26 protein-coding genes and 1 tRNA gene are annotated in these 24,341 nt (G+C 70.3%); 16 read left to right on the top strand and 11 right to left on the bottom strand.

Annotated elements, in window-relative coordinates:
* Positions 1 to 30: 30 nt before the first annotated feature.
* Complete coding sequence (locus ACFLIM_RS00135) at positions 31 to 2,451, top strand: helicase-associated domain-containing protein (protein WP_393160496.1); 2,421 nt, start codon at positions 31 to 33, stop codon at positions 2,449 to 2,451.
* On the opposite strand, the gene ACFLIM_RS00130 is transcribed toward ACFLIM_RS00135, so the two are convergent.
* A complete protein-coding gene (locus tag ACFLIM_RS00130) occupies positions 2,435 to 3,436 on the bottom strand; it encodes an ABC transporter substrate-binding protein (RefSeq protein ID WP_393160494.1) in 1,002 nt (333 codons plus the stop codon). The genes ACFLIM_RS00135 and ACFLIM_RS00130 overlap by 17 nt on opposite strands.
* 85 nt (positions 3,437 to 3,521) lie before the next feature.
* On the opposite strand from ACFLIM_RS00130, the gene ACFLIM_RS00125 reads away from it, so the two are divergent.
* The 4 genes from ACFLIM_RS00125 to ACFLIM_RS00110 all read left to right on the top strand — a co-directional run bounded on the left by ACFLIM_RS00125 (position 3,522) and on the right by ACFLIM_RS00110 (position 7,014).
* A complete protein-coding gene (locus ACFLIM_RS00125; protein WP_393160492.1) occupies positions 3,522 to 4,568 on the top strand; it encodes a FecCD family ABC transporter permease in 1,047 nt (348 codons plus the stop codon).
* Positions 4,565 to 5,572, top strand: a complete 1,008-nt coding sequence (locus ACFLIM_RS00120; protein WP_393160490.1) for a FecCD family ABC transporter permease — start codon at positions 4,565 to 4,567, stop codon at positions 5,570 to 5,572. Before ACFLIM_RS00125 ends, ACFLIM_RS00120 begins: the two co-directional genes overlap by 4 nt.
* A complete protein-coding gene (locus ACFLIM_RS00115) occupies positions 5,572 to 6,375 on the top strand; it encodes an ABC transporter ATP-binding protein (protein ID WP_393160488.1) in 804 nt (267 codons plus the stop codon). Before ACFLIM_RS00120 ends, ACFLIM_RS00115 begins: the two co-directional genes overlap by 1 nt.
* A 90-nt stretch (positions 6,376 to 6,465) precedes the next feature.
* Positions 6,466 to 7,014: an NAD(P)/FAD-dependent oxidoreductase gene (locus tag ACFLIM_RS00110; RefSeq protein ID WP_393160486.1), complete on the top strand. Its 549-nt coding sequence runs from the start codon at positions 6,466 to 6,468 to the stop codon at positions 7,012 to 7,014.
* On the opposite strand, the gene ACFLIM_RS00105 is transcribed toward ACFLIM_RS00110, so the two are convergent.
* A complete protein-coding gene (locus tag ACFLIM_RS00105) occupies positions 6,965 to 8,218 on the bottom strand; it encodes an ArgE/DapE family deacylase (protein ID WP_393160484.1) in 1,254 nt (417 codons plus the stop codon). The genes ACFLIM_RS00110 and ACFLIM_RS00105 overlap by 50 nt on opposite strands.
* A gap of 15 nt (positions 8,219 to 8,233) precedes the next feature.
* Here ACFLIM_RS00105 and ACFLIM_RS00100 point away from each other — a divergent pair, with 15 nt between their 5' ends.
* Together ACFLIM_RS00100 and ACFLIM_RS00095 are read left to right on the top strand one after the other, a co-directional pair.
* Entirely contained in the window at positions 8,234 to 8,371 is a 138-nt protein-coding gene (locus ACFLIM_RS00100; protein ID WP_393160482.1) for a hypothetical protein, read from the top strand.
* 28 nt (positions 8,372 to 8,399) lie between these two features.
* Positions 8,400 to 8,651, top strand: a complete 252-nt coding sequence (locus ACFLIM_RS00095; RefSeq protein ID WP_393160480.1) for an endonuclease/exonuclease/phosphatase family protein — start codon at positions 8,400 to 8,402, stop codon at positions 8,649 to 8,651.
* Here the strand turns inward: ACFLIM_RS00095 and ACFLIM_RS00090 are convergent.
* A complete protein-coding gene (locus tag ACFLIM_RS00090; protein ID WP_393160478.1) occupies positions 8,638 to 9,201 on the bottom strand; it encodes a DUF1349 domain-containing protein in 564 nt (187 codons plus the stop codon). The two genes, ACFLIM_RS00095 and ACFLIM_RS00090, sit on opposite strands and share 14 nt — an antisense overlap.
* Positions 9,202 to 9,276: 75 nt before the next feature.
* On the opposite strand from ACFLIM_RS00090, the gene ACFLIM_RS00085 reads away from it, so the two are divergent.
* Positions 9,277 to 9,597: a GroES family chaperonin gene (locus tag ACFLIM_RS00085; protein ID WP_393160476.1), complete on the top strand. Its 321-nt coding sequence runs from the start codon at positions 9,277 to 9,279 to the stop codon at positions 9,595 to 9,597.
* Here the strand turns inward: ACFLIM_RS00085 and ACFLIM_RS00080 are convergent.
* Both ACFLIM_RS00080 and ACFLIM_RS00075 read right to left on the bottom strand, forming a co-directional pair.
* A complete protein-coding gene (locus ACFLIM_RS00080) occupies positions 9,592 to 10,548 on the bottom strand; it encodes a TolB family protein (protein WP_393160474.1) in 957 nt (318 codons plus the stop codon). The genes ACFLIM_RS00085 and ACFLIM_RS00080 overlap by 6 nt on opposite strands.
* Before the next feature lie 55 nt (positions 10,549 to 10,603).
* Positions 10,604 to 11,059, bottom strand: coding sequence for a TIGR02611 family protein (locus ACFLIM_RS00075; RefSeq protein WP_393160472.1), 456 nt, complete (start codon positions 11,057 to 11,059; stop codon positions 10,604 to 10,606).
* A 149-nt stretch (positions 11,060 to 11,208) separates the two neighbouring features.
* On the opposite strand from ACFLIM_RS00075, the gene ACFLIM_RS00070 reads away from it, so the two are divergent.
* From ACFLIM_RS00070 to ACFLIM_RS00055, 4 genes are read left to right on the top strand one after another with little or no spacing between them, the layout of a single operon-like run.
* On the top strand, positions 11,209 to 12,132 hold the full coding sequence (locus ACFLIM_RS00070) for a phosphotriesterase family protein (protein WP_393160470.1): 924 nt from the start codon (positions 11,209 to 11,211) through the stop codon (positions 12,130 to 12,132).
* A 46-nt stretch (positions 12,133 to 12,178) separates the two neighbouring features.
* Positions 12,179 to 12,568 carry a PPOX class F420-dependent oxidoreductase gene (locus ACFLIM_RS00065; protein WP_393160468.1) on the top strand — a complete coding sequence of 130 codons (390 nt, stop codon included), beginning with the start codon at positions 12,179 to 12,181 and terminating at the stop codon, positions 12,566 to 12,568.
* Between the two features lie 44 nt (positions 12,569 to 12,612).
* The gene (locus ACFLIM_RS00060) at positions 12,613 to 13,572 is read left to right on the top strand and encodes a sensor histidine kinase (protein ID WP_393160466.1); all 960 of its coding nucleotides are present in this window, start codon (positions 12,613 to 12,615) and stop codon (positions 13,570 to 13,572) included.
* A complete protein-coding gene (locus ACFLIM_RS00055; protein WP_393160464.1) occupies positions 13,569 to 14,246 on the top strand; it encodes a response regulator in 678 nt (225 codons plus the stop codon). The genes ACFLIM_RS00060 and ACFLIM_RS00055 overlap by 4 nt, the downstream gene beginning before the upstream one ends.
* Here the strand turns inward: ACFLIM_RS00055 and secY are convergent.
* Positions 14,239 to 15,528 (bottom strand): preprotein translocase subunit SecY, encoded by a 1,290-nt coding sequence (gene secY, locus ACFLIM_RS00050; RefSeq protein WP_393160462.1) that lies wholly within the window; start codon positions 15,526 to 15,528, stop codon positions 14,239 to 14,241. The genes ACFLIM_RS00055 and secY overlap by 8 nt on opposite strands.
* Before the next feature lie 85 nt (positions 15,529 to 15,613).
* Here secY and ACFLIM_RS00045 point away from each other — a divergent pair, with 85 nt between their 5' ends.
* A complete protein-coding gene (locus ACFLIM_RS00045; RefSeq protein ID WP_393160460.1) occupies positions 15,614 to 16,207 on the top strand; it encodes an AAA family ATPase in 594 nt (197 codons plus the stop codon).
* Positions 16,208 to 16,217: 10 nt separating this feature from the next.
* Here the strand turns inward: ACFLIM_RS00045 and ACFLIM_RS00040 are convergent, their stop codons facing one another.
* The 4 genes from ACFLIM_RS00040 to ACFLIM_RS00025 form a co-directional block, all read right to left on the bottom strand.
* Positions 16,218 to 16,997, bottom strand: coding sequence for a putative hydro-lyase (locus ACFLIM_RS00040; RefSeq protein ID WP_393160458.1), 780 nt, complete (start codon positions 16,995 to 16,997; stop codon positions 16,218 to 16,220).
* A 104-nt stretch (positions 16,998 to 17,101) separates the two neighbouring features.
* Positions 17,102 to 17,314: a winged helix-turn-helix transcriptional regulator gene (locus tag ACFLIM_RS00035; RefSeq protein WP_393161575.1), complete on the bottom strand. Its 213-nt coding sequence runs from the start codon at positions 17,312 to 17,314 to the stop codon at positions 17,102 to 17,104.
* 45 nt (positions 17,315 to 17,359) lie between these two features.
* Positions 17,360 to 17,599, bottom strand: a complete 240-nt coding sequence (locus ACFLIM_RS00030; protein ID WP_393160456.1) for a hypothetical protein — start codon at positions 17,597 to 17,599, stop codon at positions 17,360 to 17,362.
* Entirely contained in the window at positions 17,596 to 17,823 is a 228-nt protein-coding gene (locus tag ACFLIM_RS00025; protein WP_393160454.1) for a DUF6158 family protein, read from the bottom strand. The genes ACFLIM_RS00030 and ACFLIM_RS00025 overlap by 4 nt, the downstream gene beginning before the upstream one ends.
* A 95-nt stretch (positions 17,824 to 17,918) precedes the next feature.
* Between ACFLIM_RS00025 and ACFLIM_RS00020 the strand changes: the two genes are divergently transcribed.
* The 3 genes from ACFLIM_RS00020 to ACFLIM_RS00010 all read left to right on the top strand — a co-directional run bounded on the left by ACFLIM_RS00020 (position 17,919) and on the right by ACFLIM_RS00010 (position 21,071).
* On the top strand, positions 17,919 to 18,851 hold the full coding sequence (locus tag ACFLIM_RS00020; RefSeq protein WP_393160452.1) for a LysR family transcriptional regulator: 933 nt from the start codon (positions 17,919 to 17,921) through the stop codon (positions 18,849 to 18,851).
* Positions 18,852 to 18,937: 86 nt separating this feature from the next.
* Positions 18,938 to 20,380, top strand: coding sequence for a S1 family peptidase (locus ACFLIM_RS00015; protein ID WP_393160450.1), 1,443 nt, complete (start codon positions 18,938 to 18,940; stop codon positions 20,378 to 20,380).
* 617 nt (positions 20,381 to 20,997) lie between these two features.
* Positions 20,998 to 21,071 (top strand) — tRNA-Ile (locus ACFLIM_RS00010).
* Positions 21,072 to 21,495: 424 nt separating this feature from the next.
* On the opposite strand, the gene ACFLIM_RS00005 is transcribed toward ACFLIM_RS00010, so the two are convergent.
* Positions 21,496 to 23,088, bottom strand: coding sequence for a site-specific integrase (locus ACFLIM_RS00005; RefSeq protein ID WP_393160448.1), 1,593 nt, complete (start codon positions 23,086 to 23,088; stop codon positions 21,496 to 21,498).
* Positions 23,089 to 24,341 lie beyond the last annotated feature (1,253 nt).

Here is a 24,341-nt window from a genome sequence, read left to right as displayed (position 1 = left end):
CAGCGCGCGACCCCATGAGAGTGCTGACAGATGGAAGATCACCTGCTCGGCTGGCTGCGAACACTAGACGAAGACAGACTCGGCCGCGTCCTGGCCAACCGGCCCGACGCCATCGCCGCGCCCTGGCCACGGCGGCTCGACACCCTGGCCCAGCGGCTCGGCAACGGGTTCGCCGTGATGGAGACCCTGCGCGGACTGCCGCTGCCCTGCCTGCAGCTGGCCGAGGCGGCCCTGGCCATGAGCCGCCCCACGGCCGAGACGCTGGCGGCCTTCGTCGACGCACCGGCCGGCGAGGTGACCCCCTGGCTCGAGCACCTCTACGACCACGCGCTGGCCTGGCCGGACGACGACGGCGTGATCCATCTCGCGGAAGGCGTCGTGCGCTGGTGGGCCGCGCCGCTCAGCCTGGGCGAGTCGCTCGACCACTACCTCAACTCCTGGACGATCAGCAACGACGCGCTGCACTCCCTCGCCCGCAACCTCGGCCTGCCCGCGCACGGCAACAAGCGCCGCATCATCACCCGCGTCACCGAGACGCTCAGCGACATCGAGCGCGTCAGGTCGCTGATGGGGGGCGCCCCGGACGGCACCGTGCCGCTGCTCGACCGGTTCGCCTGGGACGGGCCCGCGCTCAGCGTCGACGGCGGCAGGTTCGTCACCCCCGGCACGCCGGAGAAGTGGTGCGCCGACCACGGCCTGCTCTTCCGGCCGAGCTGGCACGTCGCGGAGGTCCCCCGCGAGGTGGCGATCTGCCTGCGCGGGCCCGGCTACCACCCCGCCTTCCTGCCCGACGCGCCCGAGGTGGTCACGATCCCGGTCGATCCGGAAGAGGTCGACCACCTGATGACGCTGGCCGCGCCGCACGTGGTGGAGCGGTGCGCGGCCCTGCTCGACAACACCTCCAAGACGCCGCTGCCGCTGCTCAAGAGCGGCGGCGTGGGCGTGCGCGAGGTTCGCAGGGTGGCCAAGGAGACCGGCTGCGACGAGGACGAGACGCGGCTGCTGCTGGAGGTCTGCGCGGTGGCCAGGCTGCTGGCCTGGGACGAGCCGTCCGGCGGCATGATCCCCACCGACCGGTTCGACCGCTGGCGGCTCGACGAGGGCTCGGCCAGGCTGCGGGTGCTGCTGTCGGCGTGGTGGCGCATGGAGCGCTCCTCGCTCCGCAAGCTCGACGGCAAGTACGGCACCGTGCTCGGCGACGACCCCGCTGGCAGCGCGGTGGCCCGGATCCGCAGGTCCGTGTTGTCGGTGCTCGCCCACCTCCCCTCGGGCACGGCGTTCGCCGATCGCGTCAGCCTGTTGCGCAACGTGCACTGGCACGCGCCGCTGCTGGACAGGGAGTTGCTGTTCGCGTGCGCGCCCGCGGTGCTCGACGAGGCCAAGCTGCTGGGCCTGCTGGCCAACGACGCGCTCACCGACCTCGGCCGGGCGCTGGCCGGGCTCACCGCCCAGCCGGGAGACGAGAACGACGACGCGGTGCCCATGGTCGAGCACGATCCGGTGCTGGCCCAGGCGTCCACGCGGGCGCTGGCGAGCGTACGCAGGAGCGCGTTGTTCGGGCCCGACCTGACCGCGGTCGTGACCGGTCCGCCGTCGGCGGAGCTGGCGGCGCTGCTGGACCGGGTCGCCGAGCGCGAGTCGCGGGGTGCGGCCTCGGTGTGGCGCTTCACCACCGAGAGCGTGCGCCGCGCGCTCGACCACGGCTACGAGGCCGACCTGCTGCTCGACGAGCTGGCCGGGGTCGGCACCATCCCGCAGCCGCTGGAATACCTCGTGCGCGACACCGCGCGCCGGCACGGCGAGGTGACGGTCACCACAGTGGGCTGCGTCATCCAGGCCACCGACACCACGCTGCTCGCGGAGATCGCCGCGCACCGGCGGCTGGGCAAGCTGGGCCTGCGGCTGCTCGCCCCCACGGTGCTGGTGAGCGGGGCCGGAGCCGACCGTACGCTGGCCGCGCTGCGCGAGGTCGGCTACTCCCCCGTGCCCGTCTCCGACACCGGCGAGATCACCATCCACCGGGCCAGGGCCGAGGAGCCGCAGAACGGCAAGCTGATCCTGCTGCCCGGCGGCCAGGTGGCCGAGCTGGCCGGCTTTCCCGGCATCGCGGAGCTCGAGGCGCCCCCCTACATGCTGGCCGAGCCGACGCCCGACCCGCACGAGCACGCCCGCCGGCTGCTGGCCGCCTCGCGGCAGGACGCCGAGAAGATCGGCCGCACCTGGGCGATCATCGGCAGGATGGCGACGAGGTTGCCGACGGCGCAGCAGTCGCTGCTCGGGTTCGTGGTCGACCGGGGTGTGCGCGCGGGCATCACGCTGACCGGCGGGCTGACCGCCACGATCAGCCACGGCGAGCTCAAGGGCGGCGCGCTGGACGCCTGGTGCGAGGAGGCAGGCGACTACCTGGAGTTCCCCCTCGCCGAGATCGTCGAGGTCAGGGGAGCTTACTAGCCTTCTCCAGGTTCGCCACCAGCCCTTCGAGGAAGGCGGCGTAGCCCTGATAGCTGTAGGGCGCCTCGGCGTTCCACGGATAGAGCTGGCCCGCCTCGACCGCGGGGAGCTTGGCGAAGGTGGGCTTCTTCATCATCTCCTCCGGTTTGAGCGACTGGGTGCGGGTGTCGTAGAGGATCACGTCGGCGTCGTACGTGTCCGCGTTCTCCCAGCTCAGCGTCTGGAAGAAGCCGCCCTCGTCCACCTTCGAGGGCTTGACGACGTCCAGGCCGGCGTCCATGAGGTGCACGACGTCCGGGTACTCGGGCGGGTTGACCACCCACATCGCGTCGGGGCCGCCGGACATCATGAGGATCTTGAGGTCCTTGAACCTGGCGAGCTCCTTGGTGGCCGCCTCCATGCGGGCCTTGGCCTCGGGCACGCCCCGCATGTCGGCGCCGAGGGACTTGGCCAGTTCCTCGTACCTGCCGATCACCTGGGTGGCGCTGCGGCCGGTGAGCATGATGCCGGCCGTCGGGGCGACCTGCTCGATGGTGTCCTTGGACTTCTCGGGCGCGTACCAGAGGGTGCCCTTGATGTACATGCTGCTCACCAGGAGGTCGGGCTGCAGCGAGATGTACTTCTCCACGTTGAACTCGTCCCACACGTTGCCCAGACCCTCGACCTTGGTGATGTCGACGTTGCCCACCTGCGGGTCCTTGGTGCCGTCCTTGAGCTGGTGCGGGCCGAACACGGCGATCGGGCGCACGCCGAAGTCCCACAGGGCGGCGGCCGCGCCCACCTGGGCGACGATCCTGGAAGGGCGCCTGGGCTGGTCGAGCTGCTTGCCGCGGTCGTCGGTGAACGTCCAGCTCTGGGGGGCGGCGGAGCCTGTTGCCGTGGGGGTGGTCTCCGTGCCGCCGCCGCAGGCCGCCAGCGTCAGGGCCGCCGCGAGGCCCGCCGTGGCCGACAGGAAACCCCTTCGAGCCAGTACCGGTCCCGGCATGTCCATCTCCTAAGGTTAGGCTTGCCTCATTATCAGGGCATTAGATTAGCCTTGCCTAAGTTTGACCGCTACGAGAGGGGGTCGGGTGCGCCCGGCTGAGGACACGGTCACGACCGTCCGCGCCGAGCCCAGGGGGCGTCCCGCGGTGCTGGTCGCCGGGCTGGTCGTCGCGGTGGCAGCGCTGGCGTTGATGGCGATGGCCAGCGTGGCGCTGGGTGCGCGGTCGGTGTCGTTCGCCACGGTGATCGACGCCTTCCTCGCCCCGGACGGCTCCAACGACCACACCGTCATCCGCGAGTTACGCGTCCCGCGCACGCTGCTGGGTCTCGGCGTGGGCGCCACGCTGGGGCTGGCGGGCGCGCTCATGCAGAGCCTGACCCGCAACCCGCTGGCCGACCCGGGGCTGCTGGGCGTCAACGAGGGCGCCGCGCTGGGCGTCACGCTGGCGCTCGGCCTGTTCGGGCTCTCCGACCCCGCGGTCTACGTGTGGTTCGCGTTCGGCGGCGCGGCGCTGGCCTCCGTACTCGTCTACGCGCTCGCGTCCGCCGGCCGCTCGGGCTCCAGTCCGGTACGTCTCGCGCTGGCGGGCGTCGCGCTCGGCATGGTGTGCACGGCCGTGGCCTCGGCCATCCTGCGCATGGACGCCCAGACCTTCGACCGGATGCGCTTCTGGCTGACCGGCTCGCTGGCCGGGCAGACGGCCGACGTGCTGGCGCGGCTGGCGCCGTTCATGGCCGTCGGGCTGGTGCTCGGGCTGCTGCTGGCCAGGCCGCTCAACATGCTGGCGCTCGGCGACGACGCGGGCAAGGCGCTCGGCGTGGCGGTCAACCGGACGCGGATCCTCACCGGCGTGGCGGTCACGCTGCTGTGCGGGGCGGCCACCGCCGCCGCAGGGCCGCTGTGGTTCGTCGGGCTGATCGTGCCGCACGCCGTACGCGCGCTGGTGGGGCCCGACCAGCGGTGGGTGCTGCCGTACTCGGCGCTGGCCGCGCCGGTGCTGCTGCTGGGGGCCGACGTCGTGGGCCGGCTGATCGCCCGCCCCGGAGAGGTGCAGGTGGGGATCGTGTGGGCGGTGATCGGCGCGCCGATCTTCATCATGCTGGCCAGGCGGAAGCGGGTGGCGGCGCTGTGACCATCCGGGTCGGCCCCTGGTCCGTACGGCTCGCGCCCCGCGCGCTGCTCGTCGGCACGGCACTGATCGCGGTCGCCTGCGTGGTGACCGTGGCGGCCCTTTCTACGGGCGAGCTCACCGTGCCCGTGCCGGACATCGCAGGCGCCCTGTTCGGCCAGGGCACGCCGGTCGCCGAGCTGATCGTCAGCAAGCTGCGGGCACCTCGGGTGGTGACGGGGTTGCTGGTCGGGGCGGCGTTCGGGGTGAGCGGCGCGATCTTCCAGAGCCTCACCAGGAACCCGCTGGGCAGCCCGGACTTCATCGGCTTCACCGCCGGCGCCTCGACGGGCGGCATCATCGCGGTGGTGGCGGGGGGCTCCGCGATGACGATCGCGGGGGGCGCGCTGGCCGGGTGTGTGATCACGGCCGTGCTGGTCTACGCGATGGCCTTCCGCGGGGGCGTGCAGGGCTACCGGCTGGTGCTGGTCGGCATCGGGGCCAACGCGTTGCTGCTCGCGCTCAACTCGTACCTGCTGACCAGGGCGAACATCAACGACGCGGCCACCGCGGGCGCGTGGCTCACCGGCAGCCTGAGCGGGCGGGGGTGGGACCACGCGATCCCCGTGGCGCTGGCGCTGGCCATGCTGCTGCCGCTGTGCGCGGCCGTCGCGCGGCCGATGCGGATGATCGAGATGGGCGACGACGCGGCCAAGGCCATGGGCATCCGGGTCGAGGCCGTGCGGGCGGTGGCCATCACGGCGGGCGTGCTGCTGGCCGGGGTGGCCACCGCCGCGGCCGGTCCGGTCGTGTTCGTCGCGCTGGCCGCGCCGCAGCTCGCCCGGCGGCTCACCCGTTCGCCCGGGGTGACGCTGGGAGCGTCGGCGCTGATGGGAGCCGTGTTGCTGACCGCCGCCGACCTGGCCGCGCAGCGGCTGCTCGCGCCCACCCAACTGCCCGTCGGCGTGCTGACCGCCGCGATCGGCGGCACGTACCTCGCCCTGCTGCTGCGAAAGGACCGCCACTGATGGCCACTTCCCGACTGTCGGGCTCCGACCTCACCCTCGCCTACGACCAGCGGGTCGTGGCCGACGGCCTGAGCGTGGCGATCCCCGACGAGTCCTTCACCGTGATCATCGGGCCGAACGCCTGCGGCAAGTCCACCCTGCTGCGGGCGCTGGCCAGGATGCTCAAGCCCAGGACGGGCGCCGTGCACCTGGACGGGAGCGTCATCACGTCGTTGCCGTCGAAGGAGGTGGCGCGGCGGCTGGGCCTGCTGCCACAGAGCTCGATCGTGCCCGACGGGATCACCGTGGCCGACCTGGTGGCCCGCGGCCGCTACCCGCACCAGCGGCTCATGCGGCAGTGGTCGAAGGCCGACGAGGCGGCGGTGGCCGAGGCCATGCTGGCGACCGACGTGGCGGAGCTGGCCGACAGGATCGTGGACGAGTTGTCGGGAGGGCAGCGGCAGCGGGTGTGGCTGGCCATGGCGCTGGCGCAGGAGACGCCGATCCTGCTGCTGGACGAGCCGACCACGTTCCTGGACATCTCCCACCAGATCGAGGTGCTGGACCTCTGCGCCGACCTGCACGAGGCCGGGCGGACCATGGTGGCCGTGCTGCACGACCTGAACCAGGCGTGCAGGTACGCGACCCACCTGATCGTGATGCGGGCCGGCGAGATCGTGGCGGAGGGCGACCCTACCGAGATCGTCACGCCTGACCTGGTGCGTCACGTGTTCGAGCTGCGCTGCGAGATCATCCGGGATCCGCAGTCCGGCACGCCGCTCATCGTCCCCGAGGCCCGCCGCCGGGTGACCGCCTCGGCCTAACCCGTCAGGGCCTCGGCCAGGGCGGTGATGCCCCGCGCCGCTCTGGCCTGGCCGTACTGCTCCCTCAGCACGCCCGCCGCCTCCGCTCCCATGGCGGCCAGCAGCGTGTGGGACAGGACGTCGGCGTCGCAGCCGGGCCTGGATTCGGCCAGCAGGGTCGTCACTGGCGACATCCAGCGAAATGCCCGTCACGTCCACAACGGGCACCGGCTGGCCCGTGGCGACAGCGGCCCGAGCGGGCTGCTCGTCAGCCGGCCGCTGCTCGAAGGGCAGGTACGGCGCCGGGTAAGCGCGCTGCCGGGCGTACGGGTGCTGGCGAACAGGATCGCCACCGGCCTGCTGTCCCAGGAGGGCCGGGTCACGGGGGTGCGGCTGGCCGACGGCGAGCCGATCCCGGCCGATCTCGTCGTCGACGCGGGCGGACGCGGCTCACGCACGCCGTTCTGGCTGGGCGAGCTGCGCATGGTGAACGCGTACCTGGAGCGCTTCCACGCGGCCGCCGCCCACGACCCCGAGCTGGCGCTGCGCTTCCTGCGGGTGGCGAACCTGTACGACCCGCCGCCGTCGCTGATGACCCCGGGCGCGCTGATCAGAGTGCTCCGCAGCGGCGCACCGCGAGCAGTGCCAGTGCCCGCGTGACCTCGCGCAGCTCCCGCAGCTCGACCTGCTCCCTGGGGGCGTGCGCGAACCGCACGTCCCCCGGGCCGTAGTGCAGCGTCGGGATCCCGCCCGCCGCGTAGAGCCGCAGGTCGCTCCCGTACGGCGCGGCCGACTCCCGGGGCCGCTCACCTGTCGTGTCGGCGACCGCCCGGCTGACATCGTCGAGCAGTTCGTGTCCTGCGGGTAGCCGGCCGCTGGCGAACTGCCCGCCCGGCCACGTCACCACGGGCGGGTTCGCGCGCAGCCAGGGATCCGTGACGTTCGCGACGGCCTCTTCGAACGCGGCCCGCGCCGCCGCCGGGTCCTCTTCCAGCCGCACCCCGAGCCGCCCCTCGGCGACCAGCAGGTCGGGCACCGTGCTGGCCCAGTCACCCGCGCGCACGGTCCCGACCTCGATCGGGTACGGCATCGTGTTGCCGCCGAAGACGGCGGGGACGTCCCTGTTGCGTTCGGCCTCCAGCCGCCTGATCGCCTGGAACACCGGCCAGAACACCTCGATCGCGTTGACCCCTTCGTACCGGGTGGCGCCGTGCGCGGCCCGCCCGGCGATCTCCAGCCGGAACGTCAGCGCGCCCGCGTTGGCCGTGATCACCGCGCCGCTGGTGGGCTCGGTGATGACCGCCGCCTCGGCCGTGTGTCCCCTGGCCAGGGTGGCGAACGCGCCGAGCCCGCCGTCCTCCTCGCTGATCACGCAGTGCACCGCCAAGGGCCTGGCCAGCTTGACCCCCGCTCGCTTGAGCGCTCTGACGACGGCCAGGTTGGCGACGAGCCCGGCCTTCATGTCGCAGGCGCCCCTGCCGTGCAGCACGTCGCCGGTGATCCGGGCGGCGAACGGGTCGCTGCCCCGCCACTTGGCCAGGTCGCCGGTCGGGACGACGTCCACGTGGCCCTGGAGTGCCAGCGCGGGCGCGCCCTCGCCCGCGGTCACGGCCGCGACGCCGTACCCCTCGGTCCTGGGGGCCTCGGTGCCGGGGAAGCCGGGGCGGGCGGTCAGGCCTTCGAGGTCGAGCTTCCAGACGTCCACGTCCAGGTCCGCCTCGGTGAGCAGGCGGGCGAAGCGGTGCTGCAGCTCGGACTCGGCGTCGGTGCCGGTGACGCTGGGGATCTTGACGGTCTCGGCCAGCAGGTTCACGGTCTCGGCCGCGTCGATGGCGTTCAGGACTCTGGCTTCGACGTCGCGCATGGTGCACACCTTCTCATGAACTCGAATCGTGCTTTGTGGCGATACAAGGGCGTGCGTACATGGGTGAGCTGGATCGTGGTGGCGCCGTTCGCCGGGTGGGCGGCGCTGCGGCTGAGCGGGCTCGAGCCGGACTGGCCGTGGGTGTACCGCTGAAGGGGGTCGGCGGGTCCGCCCTGTACGGGTGCTGGCGGGCGACTTCAACGCCACGCTCGACCACCTGCCGATGCGCGACCTGCTGGCGGCCGGGTACCGGGACGCGGCCGACGTCATGGGGCGCGGGTTCCTGGCGACCTGGCCCCAGAGCTCGAAGATGCCCGGCGTGACGATCGACCACGTGCTGGCGGACTCGCGGATGGCGGTGCGGGAGTTCGGTGTGGCAGGCCTGAAGGGCACCGACCATCGGCCGGTGTTCGCCGAACTCAGGCTTCCGTGATCTGGATGTCGTCGAAGCGGACGGCGAAGCCCTTGCCGACCGGGGCGGCGGCCATGGCGCCCGCGAGCGCGGGCGCGCCGGGCGGGAAGTAGGCCAGGCGCAGCATGGTCTCCGGCGGGTCGTCGTCCAGGCCGTAGCGCACGGTGACCGCGTCGCCCACGCGCTCCAGGCCGAACGTCACCCGTCGCGCCGGGCGTGCCGACGGCAGCACCGACCAGTCCGAGACGTGCCTGGTCACGACCGTGCTGAGGTGGAAGCCGCCGTCGACGTACTCCACTCCTGCCTTGATCCAGTTGTCCTCGTCGATCCTGAGCACGGCTCCGGCCTGGTCGTACTGCTCGGCGTAGTCGCCGGAGAAGGTGACCGTGAGCCGCAGGTCACCGGGGAGCGTGCGACCGAACAAGTGGGCGGTGTCGTAGGTGTAGCCGTAGTGGGTCTTGCGCCACATGTCCGTGCCGGGGTCGCAGAACAGGCTCAGGCCGTCGTCGGCGGTCCATTCGCGGGGGGCGTTCAGCCATTGCCAGCCGGTCTCGCCGAAGGCCATGATCATGGAATCATCCTGCCACGGCCGGGCTTGTGGTGGTAAGCGGGTCTTGCGGGTCCGGCGGCTCGTAAACTTGAGCCTGTGCTAGAGCCCAAGTTCGAGATTCAGATGCTGCACGACCGGGTCATGATCAGGCTGGAGCAGGAGACCGAGGAGCGGCGCAGCGGCTCCGGGATCGTCATCCCCGCGACGGTCAAGATGGCCAACCGGCTGGCCTGGGGCGAGGTCTGCGGCGTCGGCACGAACGTGCGCTCGGTCAAGGTGGGCGACAAGGTGCTGTTCAACCCCGAGGAGCAGTACGAGGTGGAGCTGCACGCGCAGGTCTACCTGGTGATGCGCGAGCGCGACCTGCACGCGGTGGCCACCCAGGAGACCGACCACGGCACCGGTCTCTACCTATGACGTCCGGGTGAAGGACAGCCACAGGTCCGCGGCCCACGTCTTGCGGGGCACATCGGCGAGCACGCGCGTCACCTTGCCCGAGAGGTCGAGCACCGACAGGCGGTAGGCGCTCTTGCCGGACATGACGGCGATGACGTGGCTCTCGTCCCACCAGCCGAACAACGCCTCCGGCTTCGCGTTCACCCGGCGGGCGATCTTGCCGGTGGCGGCGTCGACCAGGCAGAGCTGCTCCTTGAAGCGCGACGGGCACCAGGTGGCCACCCGCCTGCCGGACGGCGAGAACGAGTCCTCGGGGCCCGTCGGCAGGCCGGCGCCCGCGTAGGTGCGCACGACCGTGCCGTCGGCCGGGCGATAGACGCGCAGGCCCGTGCCGTACCGGGAGACCAGGTTGCCGTCGGGGCTCCACCAGAAGCCCGCGCTCCTGCTCAGGCCGGAGATCCGGACCGTGCGCGCGGTCTTCGCGGCCACGTCCACGACGGTGTAGCCGAGCACGCGCCACCTGCCGCTCACCTTCTGCTCGACCGTGAGCGCGACCTTCTTGGCGTCGCGGGACCACGAGGCGTAGGAGGCGGTGAGCGGCTTCTTGACCGTGCGGATGCTGGTGGTCCCGCCGGTGGTGCGGTCGGTGACGACGAGCGCGTCATAGCCCGATCGGTACGCCCTGGGCACGCCCGCCGCCAGCCGGCCGCCGGGCGACACGGACACTTCGGAGAGGGTCTTCTCCCAGGCGAAGGCGTTGCCGATTATGGGGCCAGTAGTGGACCTGAGGTAGGTTCGCCGGGTGCCGAGGCCGTAGGCGGTGAGTCGTACCGGATCGCCTGTTTTTTCGTGATATTTCATGTCAGCGGTGCCGGGGAGCGCGAGATCCACCTGGGCGGCGGCCGGCGTGGAGAGCGGTGCGGCCTGGGCGAAAAGCGTCAGGGACAGCGCGATGGCGAATTTGGCGATCACGCCCCGCAGAATAGGCAGGGAATCGCGAAATCTCGGGCGGCGATAACGACCTGGTCTAGATGAAGCGCTGGGCGATCTCGATCACGTCCACGCCGAGCGTGCGCAGGCCGAAATAGACGATCACGGCCGCGGCGGCCACGGTCACGATGAGGACGAGGATGCGGAGGGTCCAGCCCTGCCGTTTGTACCACTGCGTCCAGGTGTGCAGCGTCTGCTTGCCGAACTCCAGCACCCTGTGCGCCCAGTGGAACTCCGTGGCCAGCACCGCCAGCCCCGCGAACACCACCAGCCACCCCGGCCCGGGGAACGGCACCATGATCAGCCCGCCCACCACCATGATGGCGCCGATCAGGCCGACCACGATCTTCAGCGTGAGCGCCCCCGCACGGGTGGACCTGACGCCGTCCAGCCAGCCCCGGATGCCCGTGCGGCGCTCGGGCATGCTGGAGCGATCGGCGGCCCCGTGCTTGATCACGTCGGCGTCGCCGGTGTCGGAGTCCTGAATCTGCACAATTCCCCCCGGCAGTCGGTGTGCCACCCAGGATACGGCCCGGCCCCCCGTGGCCACTTGCAGACGACTAGCAAATCACCAAACCACCCAGAGGGTAAACTTTCCTGCCTAAACGGGCGGCTTGCGGCAAATATCGGTTAATGTCTGCTATGCCCGAGGTCTTGCTACGCACCGTCACCGGTCCTGTACGCGCAGCCGCCGTCAACGGTGCCGTACTCCCCCACGAGCACCTGCGCACCGACATGCGCTGGGCGGCCGGCATCGACTCCGACCCGCACCGCTGGCTCGACGAGGAGCACACCGTCAGCGCCGAGCTCCGCGAGCTGCGCCAGTCCGACCAGCTCGGCCTGGTGGTCGAGCTGTCCTGCCTGGGCATGGGCCGCGACGCCGCCTCCCTGGCCCGCATCGCGGCGGGCAGCCGGGTGCCGGTGATCGCATCGACCGGCCTGTACGCCGAGCCGTTCACGAACGTCGGCGACACGGACGTGGACACGCTCACCGGCCAGCTGATGGACGAGATCCTCAGCGGCGTGGACGGCACGGGGGTGTTCCCCGGCGTGATCGGCGAGGTCGGCTCCTGGGGTGCCGAACCCACGCCACGCGAGGAGCGCTGCCTGGTCGCCGCCGCCCGCGCCTCCATCCAGTCGCGCCTGCCCGTCGCCACACACGGCAGGAACGCCCTGGTCCTGCTGGAGATCCTGCTCGGCCAGAACCTGCCGGGCTACCGGGTGGCCGTCGGCTACGCGGGCACCGACCTGGGCGCGGCCAGGAAGATCGCCGAGGCGGACGCGTACGTGAGCCTGAGCGTCCTCGGCCTCGGCCCGGACCAGGCGGCCAAGATCGCGCTCGGCCTCATCGAGGACGGCCACGCCGCGCGCCTGCTGATCAGCACGGGGCTGAGCCGGGTGGCGCAGGCGCAGCGGTACGGCGGGCCCGGATACGCCCAGCTGTTCCACGCCCTGCTGCCGCGGCTGCGCGAGTCCGGGGTCGAGGAGGAGACGATCCGCCTGGTCACGCACGACAATCCGCTGCGCTGGCTGACCTCCGGGCTGACCCTCCCCGAGCCCGCCTGAACGCCGGCTTGACCTCAACCGATGTCAAGGTTGCACACTGAGGTGCATGATCTTCACGAAAGCGGAACTGGACTACCTGGCCACGCAGCACCTCGGGCGCCTGGCCACGGTCTCATCTGACGGACAGGCGCAGAACAACCCGGTCGGGTTCTTCGTCGACGCCGAGGGCGGCACGATCGTCATCGGCGGGCACGCTCTGGGCAAGTCGAAGAAGTTCAGGAACATCCAGCAGGGCAGCACGGTCGCGTTCGTCGTGGACGACCTGGCCTCGGTCGATCCATGGACGCCGCGGGGCATCGAGATCCGCGGCACGGCGGTGGCCCTGACGGACCAGGAGCCGCCCTTGCCGTACTTCTCCCGCGAGATCATCAGGATCACCCCGTCCAAGATCATCTCGTGGGGTCTGGACGGGCCGCGGGAGAGCCGGAAGGTGTGAAAGCTCGTTAGGATCGTGGCTACACGAGCCTGAGCGGGTGAGGGATGGCGACGGAGCACACGCGGTGGGGCGGGCGCCTGCACAGGCCGCTCGCCACGCTGTCGCGCCTGAGCCGGTTCGGCGACGTGCCGGTCGTGGTGATGCTGGCGTGGGCGGGCTGGCTGGCCGTCCCGTGGTCGTTCAGCGGCCTGGCCCAGGCCCGCGCCGCCGCGGCGGCAGCCGCCGAGCCACCGCAGGTCCACCTCTCGGCCGACGCCTCCCAGGATCCGCCGGCGCGCTCGGCCCGGCACGGCGCTCCGGCGGAGTTCGTGCGCCAGGGGCCGTCCGCACAGGCGGCGTGGGGCATCCCCGCCGCACCGGCCGCACAGCTCAGGACGGTACGCCCGGCGCGCCATCCAAGCGACCGGCAGGACGCGGCCGGCGTTGATGCGGTGGCGCTGGAGCGGGCCAGGATCGCCGGGGAGGTGCATGACGCGGCCGGGCACGGGCTGGCGGCCATCGCCATGCAGGCCGGGCTCGCACTCGTCACGCTCGACGACGATCCCGAGCAGGCGCGGGCGTCCCTGCAGGCGATCAGGGAGACCAGCACGGCGGCGCTGGCCCACCTGCGGGCGGCGCTCGACGGGATCGATCCGCCCGGTGGCGACCTGCCGAGGCTCATCGACGGTGTGCGGGCGGCGGGGCTGCCGGTGGATGTCGAGCCCGCGGACCTTGCCGTGCCCGCCCATCTCCAGAGCACCGTCTACAGGGTGGTGCGCGAGTCGCTCACCAACGTCCTGCGTCATGCCGGGCCGACCAGGGCGCTCGTGCGGGTGGGCGGCGATCCGCGCGAGTTCGTGCTGGAGGTGGCCGACCGGGGCGCAGGCTGGACGGGCTCGGGCGAAGGGCGCGGGCTCGCCGGGATGCGGGCCAGGGTCACCGAAGCAGGCGGCCACTTCACCGCCGGACCACGCGAGGGCGGCGGCTTCCGGGTGCTGGCCAGATTCCCGCAGGTCTCGGCGTGACCGCCGACGACGCCGCGGCGGGCGTGATCAGGGTGGCCGTCGCCGACGATCAGGCGGTCGTACGGATGGGGTTGCGGGCGCTGCTGGAGCGGGAGCCTCGCATGGAGTGCGTGGGCGAGGCGGCCGACGGCGCGGCGGCAATGGCGTTGCTCCGCCGCACCCGGCCGGACGTGCTCCTGCTCGACATCCGCATGCCTGGCATGGACGGACTGGCCACGTTGCGGGCCATCGCCGCGGATCCGGAGCTGCGTGGCACCAGGATCGTCGTGGTCACGACGTTCGCCGTGGACGACTACGTCTTCGCCGCCCTGCAGGCCGGGGCCAGCGGCTTCGTGCTCAAGGACAGCGCCCCCGACGAGCTGGTCAACGCCGTGCGGGTGGTCGCCGCCGGAGAGGCGCTGCTGTCTCCAGCGATCACCAGGAAGGTCATCGGGCTGTTCGGACGGCACGGCACCGAGCCGGTCGAAGGGCTCGACACGCTCACACCCAGGGAGCGGGAGCTAGTGGCGTGGGTGGCCACCGGCAGGTCGAACGAGGAGATCGCCAAGGAGCTGGTGATCAGCCCCGACACCGTACGCACCCACGTGAGCCGCGCCATGGTGAAGCTTCGTGCCAGGGATCGGGCCCAGCTCGTGGTGTTCGCCATGCGAGCCGGGCTGACCGTCTCTACCTGAGGAAGCCCTCGTAGTTGCGTTGCTGGAGCTGGGCCTCGATCTGCTTCACGGTGTCCAGCCCCACCCCGACCATGATCAAGATGCTGGTCCCGCCGAACGGGAAGTTCTGCTGCGTGCCGGGGTCCCGGAGGATCGCGAACGCCACCAGCGGCAGCAGCGCCAGCATCCCCAGATAGACGGCCCCGGGAGCGGTCAACCGGGACAACACGAACGCCAGGTACTGCGCGGTGGGCCGGCCGGGCCGGATGCCTGGGACGAACCCGCCGTACCGTCGCATGTTGTCCGCCACCTCCTCGGGATTGAAGGTGATCGACACGTAGAAGTAGGCGAATCCGACGATCAGCAGCACGTACACGGTCATGTAGAGCGGATGCGTCCCCGAGGTCAGGTTGCGCGACACCCACCCTCCGGCCTCGTCCCCCAGCAGCGGCGCCGCCAGCGTGGGGAGGTAGAGCAGCGACGTGCTGAAGATGACCGGCACGATCCCCGCCTGGTTGACCTTCAGCGGGATGTACGTGCTGCTCCCCCCGTACATGCGCCGCCCCACCATGCGCTTGGCGTACTGCACCGGGATGCGCCGCTGCGCCTGCTCCACGAACACCACGGCCGCCACCAGGAACAACCCGGACACCGTCATCACCACGAACCCGCCCGGGCTGAGCATGAAGATCCTCGACAGGTACGCCGGGAACACGGCCACGACCTGGGTGAACATCAGGATCGACATGCCGTTCCCGATCCCCCGATCGGTGATCAGCTCCCCCAGCCACATGACCACGCCGGCCCCCGCCACCATGGTCAGCACGATCACGATCACGGACAGCAGGCCGTCGTCCCGCAGCAGCGGCCGGGCGCACCCGGGCAGCAACTGCCCGGCGCGGGCCAGCGCGACCACCGTTCCGGCGTTCAGCACGGCGAGCCCGACGGTCAGGTACCGCGTGTACTGCGTGATCTTCGCCTGCCCGCGCTGCCCCTCCTTCCGGAGCAGGGTCAGCCGGGGCACCACCACGGCGAAGAGCTGCATGATGATGCTGGCCGTGATGTACGGCATGACGCCGAGCGCGAACACCGACAGCTGCAGCATCGCGCCCCCGCTGAGCATCTGCACCATGTCGAACAGGCCGCCCTTGGCCGACCCGACGCACTCCCGCACGGCCACCACGTCCACCCCTGGCGCGGGCATGAGCTGCCCCAGCCGGAACAGCCCGATGAGGCCGAGAGTGAACAGCAACTTCCCACGCAGCTCCGGCACCCGGAACGCCCTGGTCAAGACGGTCAGCATGGGCAGGAGTCTGGCCGTATTCACGGAAGAGGTCGTCCGCTGAGACGAGGCACCGGCGTACGCAAATCCGCGTAGGCTTCCTGAGGTGGACGTCTGGGTGATCAGCGGCCCGCCCGGGGCGGGCAAGTCCACGGTGGCGGCCGCGCTGCTCGCCCGCCTCTCCCCCGTGCCCGCCCTGCTCGACAAGGACACCGTGTACGGCGACTTCGTGGCGGAGGTCCTGAGCGCCCACGGCCGGCCGGACGGCGAGCGCGAGGGCCCCTGGTACGACCAGCACATCAAGCGGCACGAGTACGCCGGCCTGACCAGGATCGCCCGGCACATCCGCGAGCACGGCTGCCCGGTGATGCTCGACGGCCCGTTCACGAGCCAGGTGCACGACCCGGGCCTGTGGGCGGAGTGGGTGAAAGACCTGGGCGGGCCGCCGGTGCGCCTGCTCTGGGTGCGATCCGACGGCCCGACGTTGCGGGAACGCCTCGTGGCCAGGGGGTTCGGGAGGGACGCGGGCAAGCTGGCGGCGTTCGGGGACTACCTGAGAAACATCCGGGTAGACGAGCCTCCGGCCGTACCGCATCTGGAGATCGACAACCGGTGCGGCGCGGCACCCGTCGCTGAGCAGCTCACGGCGGCAGGCATACCGCCGCGAACAGGGCGGGCAGGCGAGGGACCAGCCGGGTGAAGCGACCTCGTCAAATCGCTAGAAGGTCGTCGTCTCGGATGTCCATGATCGCCATGTGGCCCGGCAGGTGGCCGATCGCGTACTCGACGCCGCTGGCCATGACCGCCGCCTGCGGCGTCACCCCGCAGGCCCAGAACAGCGGCACCTCCCCCGCGCGCACCTCGACCGGGTCGCCGAAGTCGGGGCGGGCCAGATCGCGGATCCCGATCGCCGCGGGGTCGCCGACGTGCACCGGCGCCCCATGCACCATCGGGTAGCGGCCGCTCACCTCGACGGCGGTGTCCACCAGCTCCTCGGGCACCGGCCGCATCGACACGACCAGCGGCCCCGCCAGGCTGGGCGTGGCCTGGCACGGGACGTTCGTGCGGTACATCGGCACGTTCGTGCCCAGCTCCAGGTGCCGCACCGGCACCCCGGCGGCCAGCAGTGCCCGCTCGAAGGTGAAGCTGCAGCCGATGAGGAACGGCACCAGGTCGTCGCGCCACTCCGCCACCACGTCGTCGAGGTCGGCGACCACCTCGCCGTCGCGGTAGAGCCGGTATCCGGGCAGGTCGGTACGCAGGTCGCCGGCGAACAAGGCCGTCGACCAGGCCCCCGGCTCCCCGACGTCGAGCACCGGGCACGCCTGGGGGTTGTGGTGGGCGAACAGCAGCAGCTCGTATCGCAGCGACTTGGGCACCGCGATCAGGTTGGCCTGCGTCCAGCCCCGGCACCAGCCCGCGGTGGGCACCCGCTCGCCGGCGCGGAAGCGCTCCCGCGCCTGCGCGGGAGTCAGATCGGCGACATCCACTCCCTGACATTACTCCTGACAGTCGCACTTCCGCTGCTCGGACCCGCTTTCGCGGGATGAGGAGGTTGCTTCGCGGAACGGGTGGCGGGATCTCGTCATCGGGTTCAGACGGATCTGACCGGCTCGACCGGTTTGCCGGCCCGCTCGTCGTAGGCCTTCCTGGCGGCGATCACCTCGTCGGCGTGCTCGCCCGACCACACGCCGATGGCCCTGAGCAGGTCAGAGGCGCTCCTGCCCAGGTCGGTCAGCTCGTATTCGACCGGGATCGTCGGGTAGACCGTGCGGATGGCCAGGCCGTCGCGTTCGAGGGTGCGCAGGGGGAAGCTCGTCCTGGAGATCTGACGGCCCTTGAGCGGGATAGGTCAGTATTCGACCTCGAACGTATGCGGCCCCAGTCCATACCCGTCGTCGCCCTTGGGCACCACGTACCCGTCCTGCACCAGCGTGGCGAGGCTCCGGCGTACCTCGTCCTCGGTCAGCCCCGACGCCCGCACCAGCCCCGCGAAGCAGGCCTCGCCCGACTCCACCGTCTGGGACGCCACCGCCTCGTACACGTAGATGTCGACGTCCGTCAGCTCCTGCACATCGTGGCCTTCGGTCATCGCCGCTGCCTCGCTCCCTCCCTCAACCGCAACGGGTCGACCTCGCGCTCCGGATTGCGGCGGAGGTATTCGGCCTCCAGCTCGTTGGTGCGGGAAGTATGCGTCGCCAGAGCGTCGTCCGATCCGTGGAAGAAGGTGTCGCTGCGGGTGGCGTGCAGTTGCCGCAGCTCGCGTACCACGTCCTCGTCGCTGAGCTGGGCCGGATCTATTCCCATCGTCGTCATGGGTTACCCCTACCCCAGGGGCCCTCGACAATATCTGTCACAATTCCTGACATATAGCCATTGTTTGTAAGAGATCGCCCCTTTACCTTCCCTTTATGGACCTCGAGCTCAGGCACCTCAGGATCGTCCGCGCGGTCGCGGACGCGGGAAGTGTGAGCAAGGCCGCGTCCCTGCTCGGGCTGGCACAACCGGCCCTGACCGCGCAGCTCAAGCGCATCGAGAGGGTGCTCGGAGGCGCCCTGTTCGAGCGTGACCGCCATGGCGCCAGACCCACCCGTCTCGGCGAGCTGGTCGTCGCCAGGGCGCGGGTGCTCCTCCCCGCGGCCAAGGAACTGCAGGACGAAGCCGTACGATTCGCCCACGCCCCCTCCCCCGGATTCCGCATCGGCGCCACCAACGGCCCCATACTCGGCGGCCTGGTCGACCGGCTCGCCGCGGAGCGCACGGTCAGCACGTACACCTCCTGGTCGACGCACGAGCTGACCAGCATGGTCGAGCTCGGCCGCCTCGACTACGTACTGACCGGCGCCTGCGGCGACTCCGGCACCCCCACCGGCACGCTCCTGTGGGAGACGATCAGCGTCGACCCCGTCTTCTGCCTGGTCGCAGAGGACCATCCGGTCGCCGGGGAGAAGGAGGTGGAGCTGGCCGACCTGGCGGCCGAGCAGTGGGCGGTGACACCCGGTGACGGCTGTTTCGCGGACTGTTTCGCGATGGCGTGCGCGCGGGCCGGGTTCACGCCCGGCACGATCTACGAGACCGACGTACCGACGTGCACGCACCTCGCGCAGGTCGGCCGCGCCGTGGTGCTCTGCCAGGCCACCCACCAGGCCGCCCAGGGCCTGGCCATGGTCCCGATCGCCGGCGCGCCGCTGCGCTGGCGGCAACTCCTCGGCCGCCACCCCACCGCCCCCGAGGCCGCGTGGGTGACGGGTCAGGCGAAACAGGCCCACATGGACTCCGTACGCCGAAGCCAGGTCTACTACGACTGGCTGGCACGAAACCCGGGTTATGGCACCGCTCCATAACACGGTGATAGGGGCAAAGTAGTACTCCTCCGCTCCTGGCATCCGCCGTTACCGTGACGGCACCCCCCAGCAGCAAGGAGACACAGATGCTCCGAACCCCGGCGCTGATCGCGATCGCGATCGGCGCGTTAGTCATGACGGCAACCCCCGCCGTCGCAACCGCCAAACCGCCGTCCGGCGTGGTCGACTCCCTGCAGCGCGACCTCGGCATCACGAAGGAACAGGCGCTCAACCGCCTGGCGAACGAATCCCGCGGCAACGCCGCCGCACCGGCCCTGAGCAAGAAGCTCGGCGACCGCTATGCCGGCACCTGGTACGAAGGCGCCGAGAGTGCCCTCGTCGTGGCCAGCGTCGACGCGTCCGACACGGCCGAGATCACCCGGGCGGGCGCCAGGGCGCGCATCGTGTCCCGTACGTTCGCCCAGCTCACCACCGTCAAGGAAAGCTTGGACCGAGCGGCGCCCCCGGCATCGGTCCACAGCTGGGCCGTCTCCCCTCAGGACAATTCGGTCACCGTCCAGACGAGCGACCCCCAGGCCGCACAATCCTGGATCGCCGCCAGCGGCGTCGACGCCTCCGCCGTGAAACTCGAACAGTCCGCCGAACGCCCGCGCCTGTTCTACGACATCCGGGGCGGGGACGCGTACTACACCTCGCAGGGCTACCGCTGCTCGGTCGGCTTCGCGGCCCGGCGCGGCACCCAGCTCGGCTTCACCAGCGCCGGCCACTGCGGCACCTCCGGCGTCACCACGACCGGCTACAACCAGGTGTCGCAGGGGACGTTCCAGATCTCGTCGTTCCCCGGCAACGACTATTCGTGGGTGGCGACCAACTCCAACTGGACCGCCCCCGGCGTCGTGAACGGCTACAGCGCCGGCATCCTCCCCGTACGCGGCTCGACCGTCACCCAGCCCCAGGGCTCGGTGTGCCGCTCCGGCTCGACCACCCAATGGCACTGCGGCACGGTGACCGCACTCAACACCACCGTCAACTACCCGGAGGGCTCGGTGTCGGGCCTGACGCGTACCACGGTGTGCGCGGAGGGCGGGGACTCGGGCGGCTCGTTCATCTCGGGCGACCAGGCCCAGGGCATGACCTCGGGCGGCTCGGGCAACTGCACCAGCGGCGGCACCACGTACTTCCAGCCTATCGGCGAGCTCCTCTCTGTAGGCGGCCTGACCCTGGTCACCGCGGGCGGCACGGAACCGCCGCCGACCGGATGCCAGAGCTATGAGGAGACGTACTCGGGTTCGCTGACCTCGAACCAGAGCGCGTACCAGCCGAACGGCTCGTACTACCAGACCACGGTCTCCGGCAACCACGCCGCCTGCCTGGACGGGCCGAACGGCACGGACTTCGACGTGTACCTGCAGAAGTGGAACGGCTCAGCCTGGGCGGTCGTGGCCAGCGCCACCAGCCCGAACCCGGACGAGACGCTCAGTTATAACGGTACGGCTGGGTATTACCGGTATCGCGTGCATGCGTACAGCGGATCGGGCTCGTACACCCTGGGCCTGAACCGCCCATGACCACGTAGGGGGTCCTGGAGGGGCAGCGAGTGGCCAGTCCGCTCGCTGCCCTCACCCTGCTTCTTCGGGCAGGGCGGTCTTCTTCCTTCGGGCAGGGTGGTGTGGAACGTACGGCCAGGTCAGCAGACAGAAGTGTCACGCCGTCGACGTGCCTGCCCGGTAAGGCCGCAACCTCCCCCGTTGCAGATGCCGTAGTCGCATTCCCTCAGCCGCCGAGCGAGCCTGATCTCCTCGCCGCCCCAAAGACAATCTCCACCGTCTGAACGGCCCGCCACAGGTCGGAGGCATCCACCTCCGCCGCCGTGCCCCGAGCTCCGGCGAAATCCGAACCCATTGGATAGCCGACACGCTTCGACCCGCGCCGACACCAGACGTGACGCAACCCTCCACCTACGCACCCTTCTCCGCCGGGCCCACCTGCGGGCCCCCTCGGCTGAGACGCGATTATGATCGACTCAGGCTCCAACAACCCTGCTGGGCATGGAATGATGTCGGCGGAGACCCGTCTCCCGTTCGGCCGGGCACCACGACCGGATCCGATGCTTTAGCCTTAGCATGCGCGGGGGCTCAGCATGATCCTCTCGACGTCCCCACCGCACGCCACACAATTGAATCAAGGGGCGGTAGCTCAGCCGGTCAGAGCATCGGACTCATAATCCGTGGGTCGTGGGTTCAAGTCCCACCCGCCCTACTCTCCAACACCGCCGCTGACCTGGGGTTTCTCAGTTTTCGCTGGCCTCTGGGCTCGTTGTTGATCATGGTTGGTTGCTCGGTGGTTGCTCTTGTGTACGGACCGTGTATCGCGGTAGATCATTTAGACCGTCACTGTCAGCTCAGACCCCAGAGATGACCATCAGAAGATCAAGTCAGAAGGCCTGCACGGCGTCGCTGGTCAGCGGTAGCAGGATGTGCGGTCAAGTCTCGTCCAAGTCGGCTCGTCTTGCCCTCTGGCCGTTCGTGACCAGCAGATAAAAGATCCGCTGCTTCTCGAAGCGCTTACTCTCGGCCCGTTCACGCGAGGCTCAGGATCGATCGGCTACATCACCTACGCGACAGCCGCTGAAGACAAAGGCAGGCCCGCCGGAGGATCGGCGGGCCTGCTGGGTTTCGGTGGTTCAGGTGGTGGTGTCGCCGATGTGGGTCGGCAGCGTGATTAGCCGTGCTGTCTGGGCACCTGCGGCTGCGGTGTTGACGAGGGCGGCGGTGGATTCGGCGGCGGCGCGGGCCACCTCGGGATAGACGCTGGTGTAGGTGTCACGGGTGAAGGTGGAGGATACGTGGCCGAGAGTCTCCTGCACGACCTTCAGATCGACCCCGGCAGCCAGCATGAGCGAGGCGGCCCCATGGCGGAGATCGTGCAGCCGCACCGGCGGCAGCCCCACCTGGAAGGCCAACTGGTAGAACTGGTCACTGACCTGCTGCGGATGCAGCGGCCCGCCGATCTCATCGGTGAAGACGAACCCGCTGTTCGTCCAGGCCTCGCCCGCAGCCAGCCGCTCAGCAGCCTGCCGCTTGCGGTGCCCGCGCAGCGCGCTGACGGTGTCTTCGTCGAGAGCGATGGTGCGGTCGCTGGCTTCGGTCTTCGGTCTGCCCTGCACCGGCTCCCAGCCCAGTTGGGTGATCTGCCAGTGCACTCCTGCGGTCCCGGCGGCCAGGTCGACGTCCTTCCAGCGCAGCCCGACGGCCTCGCCCCGGCGCAGCCCCCGTAGAGCGATCAGCCGATAGAGAGCCGACAGCCGGTGCGTGGCCGCCTTGGCGAGGAAGACGTAGGTGTGCGAGGGCGTCCAGACCATCACCGGCGACGGCCTCGGCACGGACGCATACACGTTGATCATGCTGGCGCGGCTGAGCCGGGACCCGCGCCGCTGCTGCTCCACAGCCAGCCGGTGCTGCAGGTGACGGTTCCAGTCGGCGACCCGCTCGTCGGTCCACACCAAGGCTTTGGGACGGTCGGCGTCGGGGAGTTCGACCACCGCGGCCGGATTGAAGTCGATCAGCCGGTCCTGCTTGATCGCGATGTTCAGCGCGTGCCGGAGCGTGGCGCGGATGCGGTGCATGGTGGCCGCGCCGACCGGCCGCCGATACCGCACCCTAGCCCGCTGCTCCGCATCGCCGCTGGCACGGGCGGTCGTGATGACGTCGTTAAACTCCTCGATCGCATCGAACATCCCCGCCACATCCGACACCCGCAGCCGATCCAGCCGGATGTCACCCAGGTAGGGGGTGAAATACAGCCGGATGTGCGCCTCATACGAGCGCCGGGTGGTGGCATCGATCTTCCGCTTACGGCGCAGAAACTCCTGCATCCACTCCGCCACGGTCACAGTGGGGTTGAGGTCTTGCCGAGTGCGGACCTTGCGCCGGACTTCCTCCACCGCAGGAAGGGCCTTGCTGTCCTTGAGCATGGACAGCATCAGCTCGGCGATCTTCCGCTGGATGTGCGGGTCCTCATCCAGCGCCAGCAGGGCGCGGGCGTGCTCCAGCTTCGCCTCGACCTCCTCCAGCGTGGCAAAGCCCCGGCGGCGCAGCGGGTTGCGCCGCCTCCCGTCCGCGTGCGCGGGCAGTTCGAGTTGGTAGACCCACCTGCCGTGGGTGCTGCTCCACCACTCTCCGCCGCCTGGGCGGCGCAGCTTCGGGCAGGCCTTGCCCAGCCTCTTGCCGGTCGCCTCGTCCCGGCAGGAACACGTCTTGAAGGTGGTTCCGTTCATCGTCGCTGTCGCGCCTTTCCCTGGTTCGCTGATCTCGCGTCGCCGCTTGCCCGACGTCGCGCTTCCTGCGGCGCTCCCCCATCCCCGCGCCCCCGCCGAGCGCTGTCGGCGTTGGTATGACCGGTGCCGGACGCCACCGGCGGCATCGCGTACCCGGCCCATCACCGCGCACGCCGCCGCCCGGCGGCCCGGAGTGGGGATTGCCGTGCCCCGGGCCGAAGGGCAGCCCCCAACGGCCCGCACAGGCCCGTCATGAGCCGCAGCGGGGACGTTCGGGGCCACCGGCTGGCCCGGGGCGGTCGGGTATCGACGCCCACCTTCACCACCCATGTCAAGCGATATCCGCTGGTCACATTGCCCCGGCGCACGTTCCGGCCGAGCCCGGGGCATCCGGTTGCCTGCCTCGGCCGGAGAACGCCGGCCTCACGCAGAGGGCCCCGCGCTGATCGCATGGCGGCGGCCTCAGCGTCACTTATTGAAATACCGGCCAGAAAGGCCGAGTTAGGACAGCGCGATAGGTCAATCTTTAGTCAAACCACATCGGCACCTGCACCGAACAACCAACAGCGGCACACGGTTTCGAATCCATGACATTCACGGACAAATCGCCGCCAGTGCTTCATGAATGAATGTCCAGATTCGATGCATTTGCGCTGGCACTTCTGAACCCCATGCGACAGAACACGGCACGCTCTGGCATGCGGAAACAAAACTGCGGACTTTTAATCCGTAGGTTCCGGGTTCGAGCCCCGGGCGCCCTACCACTCCATACCCCATCTGACCTGCACTTTCTCGATTCTCGAGTATCTTCTGCGAGGTCAAAGATGGCCGAGTTCATGCTCGCCACATGCTCTTCGGCACGCGTCCGGCACATTGGGCGGGCCGGGTAGCGAGAGCGAACTGTCCGGTTTGCGATGTCGGCCATCGGGCCCCTCGGGCCTGACAGTAATGCCAGCCCCAATTGGCACCCTATAAAAGGTCCTGATAGGAAGGGTCGGAGGGCGGGACACGCCCGGCTTCACCACAGACACACCCAAGCACCGGTCAAGCCCGTGGGGCTCAAGAACTCGAATCGCTTCCATCGCAGAGATCTTCGTCTCGGGGCGGCAGGGCCGGGGGTATTGAGGTAAGCATTCAGCAGATCAAGATCATGATGGCGTGAGTGGTGTCCCTGCAATGGGATGATCTTCGTGTGTCGAAGACCCCGGATCGCCGCCCGTCATATGACGAGCTCGCGGCGCTGGTGGTCCGAC

This window comes from Nonomuraea marmarensis (assembly GCF_043197025.1).
Lineage (GTDB): Bacteria > Actinomycetota > Actinomycetes > Streptosporangiales > Streptosporangiaceae > Nonomuraea > Nonomuraea marmarensis.
The sequence above is the reverse complement of the archived record's forward strand: the minus strand, read 5'-3'. Positions and strand labels throughout refer to the sequence as shown.

Coding starts and splice junctions, on each gene's coding strand:
- ACFLIM_RS00135 (WP_393160496.1), top strand. CDS start 31: ATGGAAGATCACCTGCTCGGCTGGCTGCGAACACTAGACGAAGACAGA.
- ACFLIM_RS00130 (WP_393160494.1), bottom strand. CDS start 3,436: ATGCCGGGACCGGTACTGGCTCGAAGGGGTTTCCTGTCGGCCACGGCG.
- ACFLIM_RS00115 (WP_393160488.1), top strand. CDS start 5,572: ATGGCCACTTCCCGACTGTCGGGCTCCGACCTCACCCTCGCCTACGAC.
- ACFLIM_RS00110 (WP_393160486.1), top strand. CDS start 6,466: ATGGCGGCCAGCAGCGTGTGGGACAGGACGTCGGCGTCGCAGCCGGGC.
- ACFLIM_RS00105 (WP_393160484.1), bottom strand. CDS start 8,218: ATGCGCGACGTCGAAGCCAGAGTCCTGAACGCCATCGACGCGGCCGAG.
- ACFLIM_RS00100 (WP_393160482.1), top strand. CDS start 8,234: ATGAACTCGAATCGTGCTTTGTGGCGATACAAGGGCGTGCGTACATGG.
- ACFLIM_RS00090 (WP_393160478.1), bottom strand. CDS start 9,201: ATGATCATGGCCTTCGGCGAGACCGGCTGGCAATGGCTGAACGCCCCC.
- ACFLIM_RS00070 (WP_393160470.1), top strand. CDS start 11,209: ATGCCCGAGGTCTTGCTACGCACCGTCACCGGTCCTGTACGCGCAGCC.
- ACFLIM_RS00065 (WP_393160468.1), top strand. CDS start 12,179: ATGATCTTCACGAAAGCGGAACTGGACTACCTGGCCACGCAGCACCTC.
- ACFLIM_RS00060 (WP_393160466.1), top strand. CDS start 12,613: ATGGCGACGGAGCACACGCGGTGGGGCGGGCGCCTGCACAGGCCGCTC.
- secY (WP_393160462.1), bottom strand. CDS start 15,528: ATGCTGACCGTCTTGACCAGGGCGTTCCGGGTGCCGGAGCTGCGTGGG.
- ACFLIM_RS00030 (WP_393160456.1), bottom strand. CDS start 17,599: ATGACCGAAGGCCACGATGTGCAGGAGCTGACGGACGTCGACATCTAC.
- ACFLIM_RS00025 (WP_393160454.1), bottom strand. CDS start 17,823: ATGACGACGATGGGAATAGATCCGGCCCAGCTCAGCGACGAGGACGTG.
- ACFLIM_RS00020 (WP_393160452.1), top strand. CDS start 17,919: ATGGACCTCGAGCTCAGGCACCTCAGGATCGTCCGCGCGGTCGCGGAC.
- ACFLIM_RS00015 (WP_393160450.1), top strand. CDS start 18,938: ATGCTCCGAACCCCGGCGCTGATCGCGATCGCGATCGGCGCGTTAGTC.
- ACFLIM_RS00005 (WP_393160448.1), bottom strand. CDS start 23,088: ATGAACGGAACCACCTTCAAGACGTGTTCCTGCCGGGACGAGGCGACC.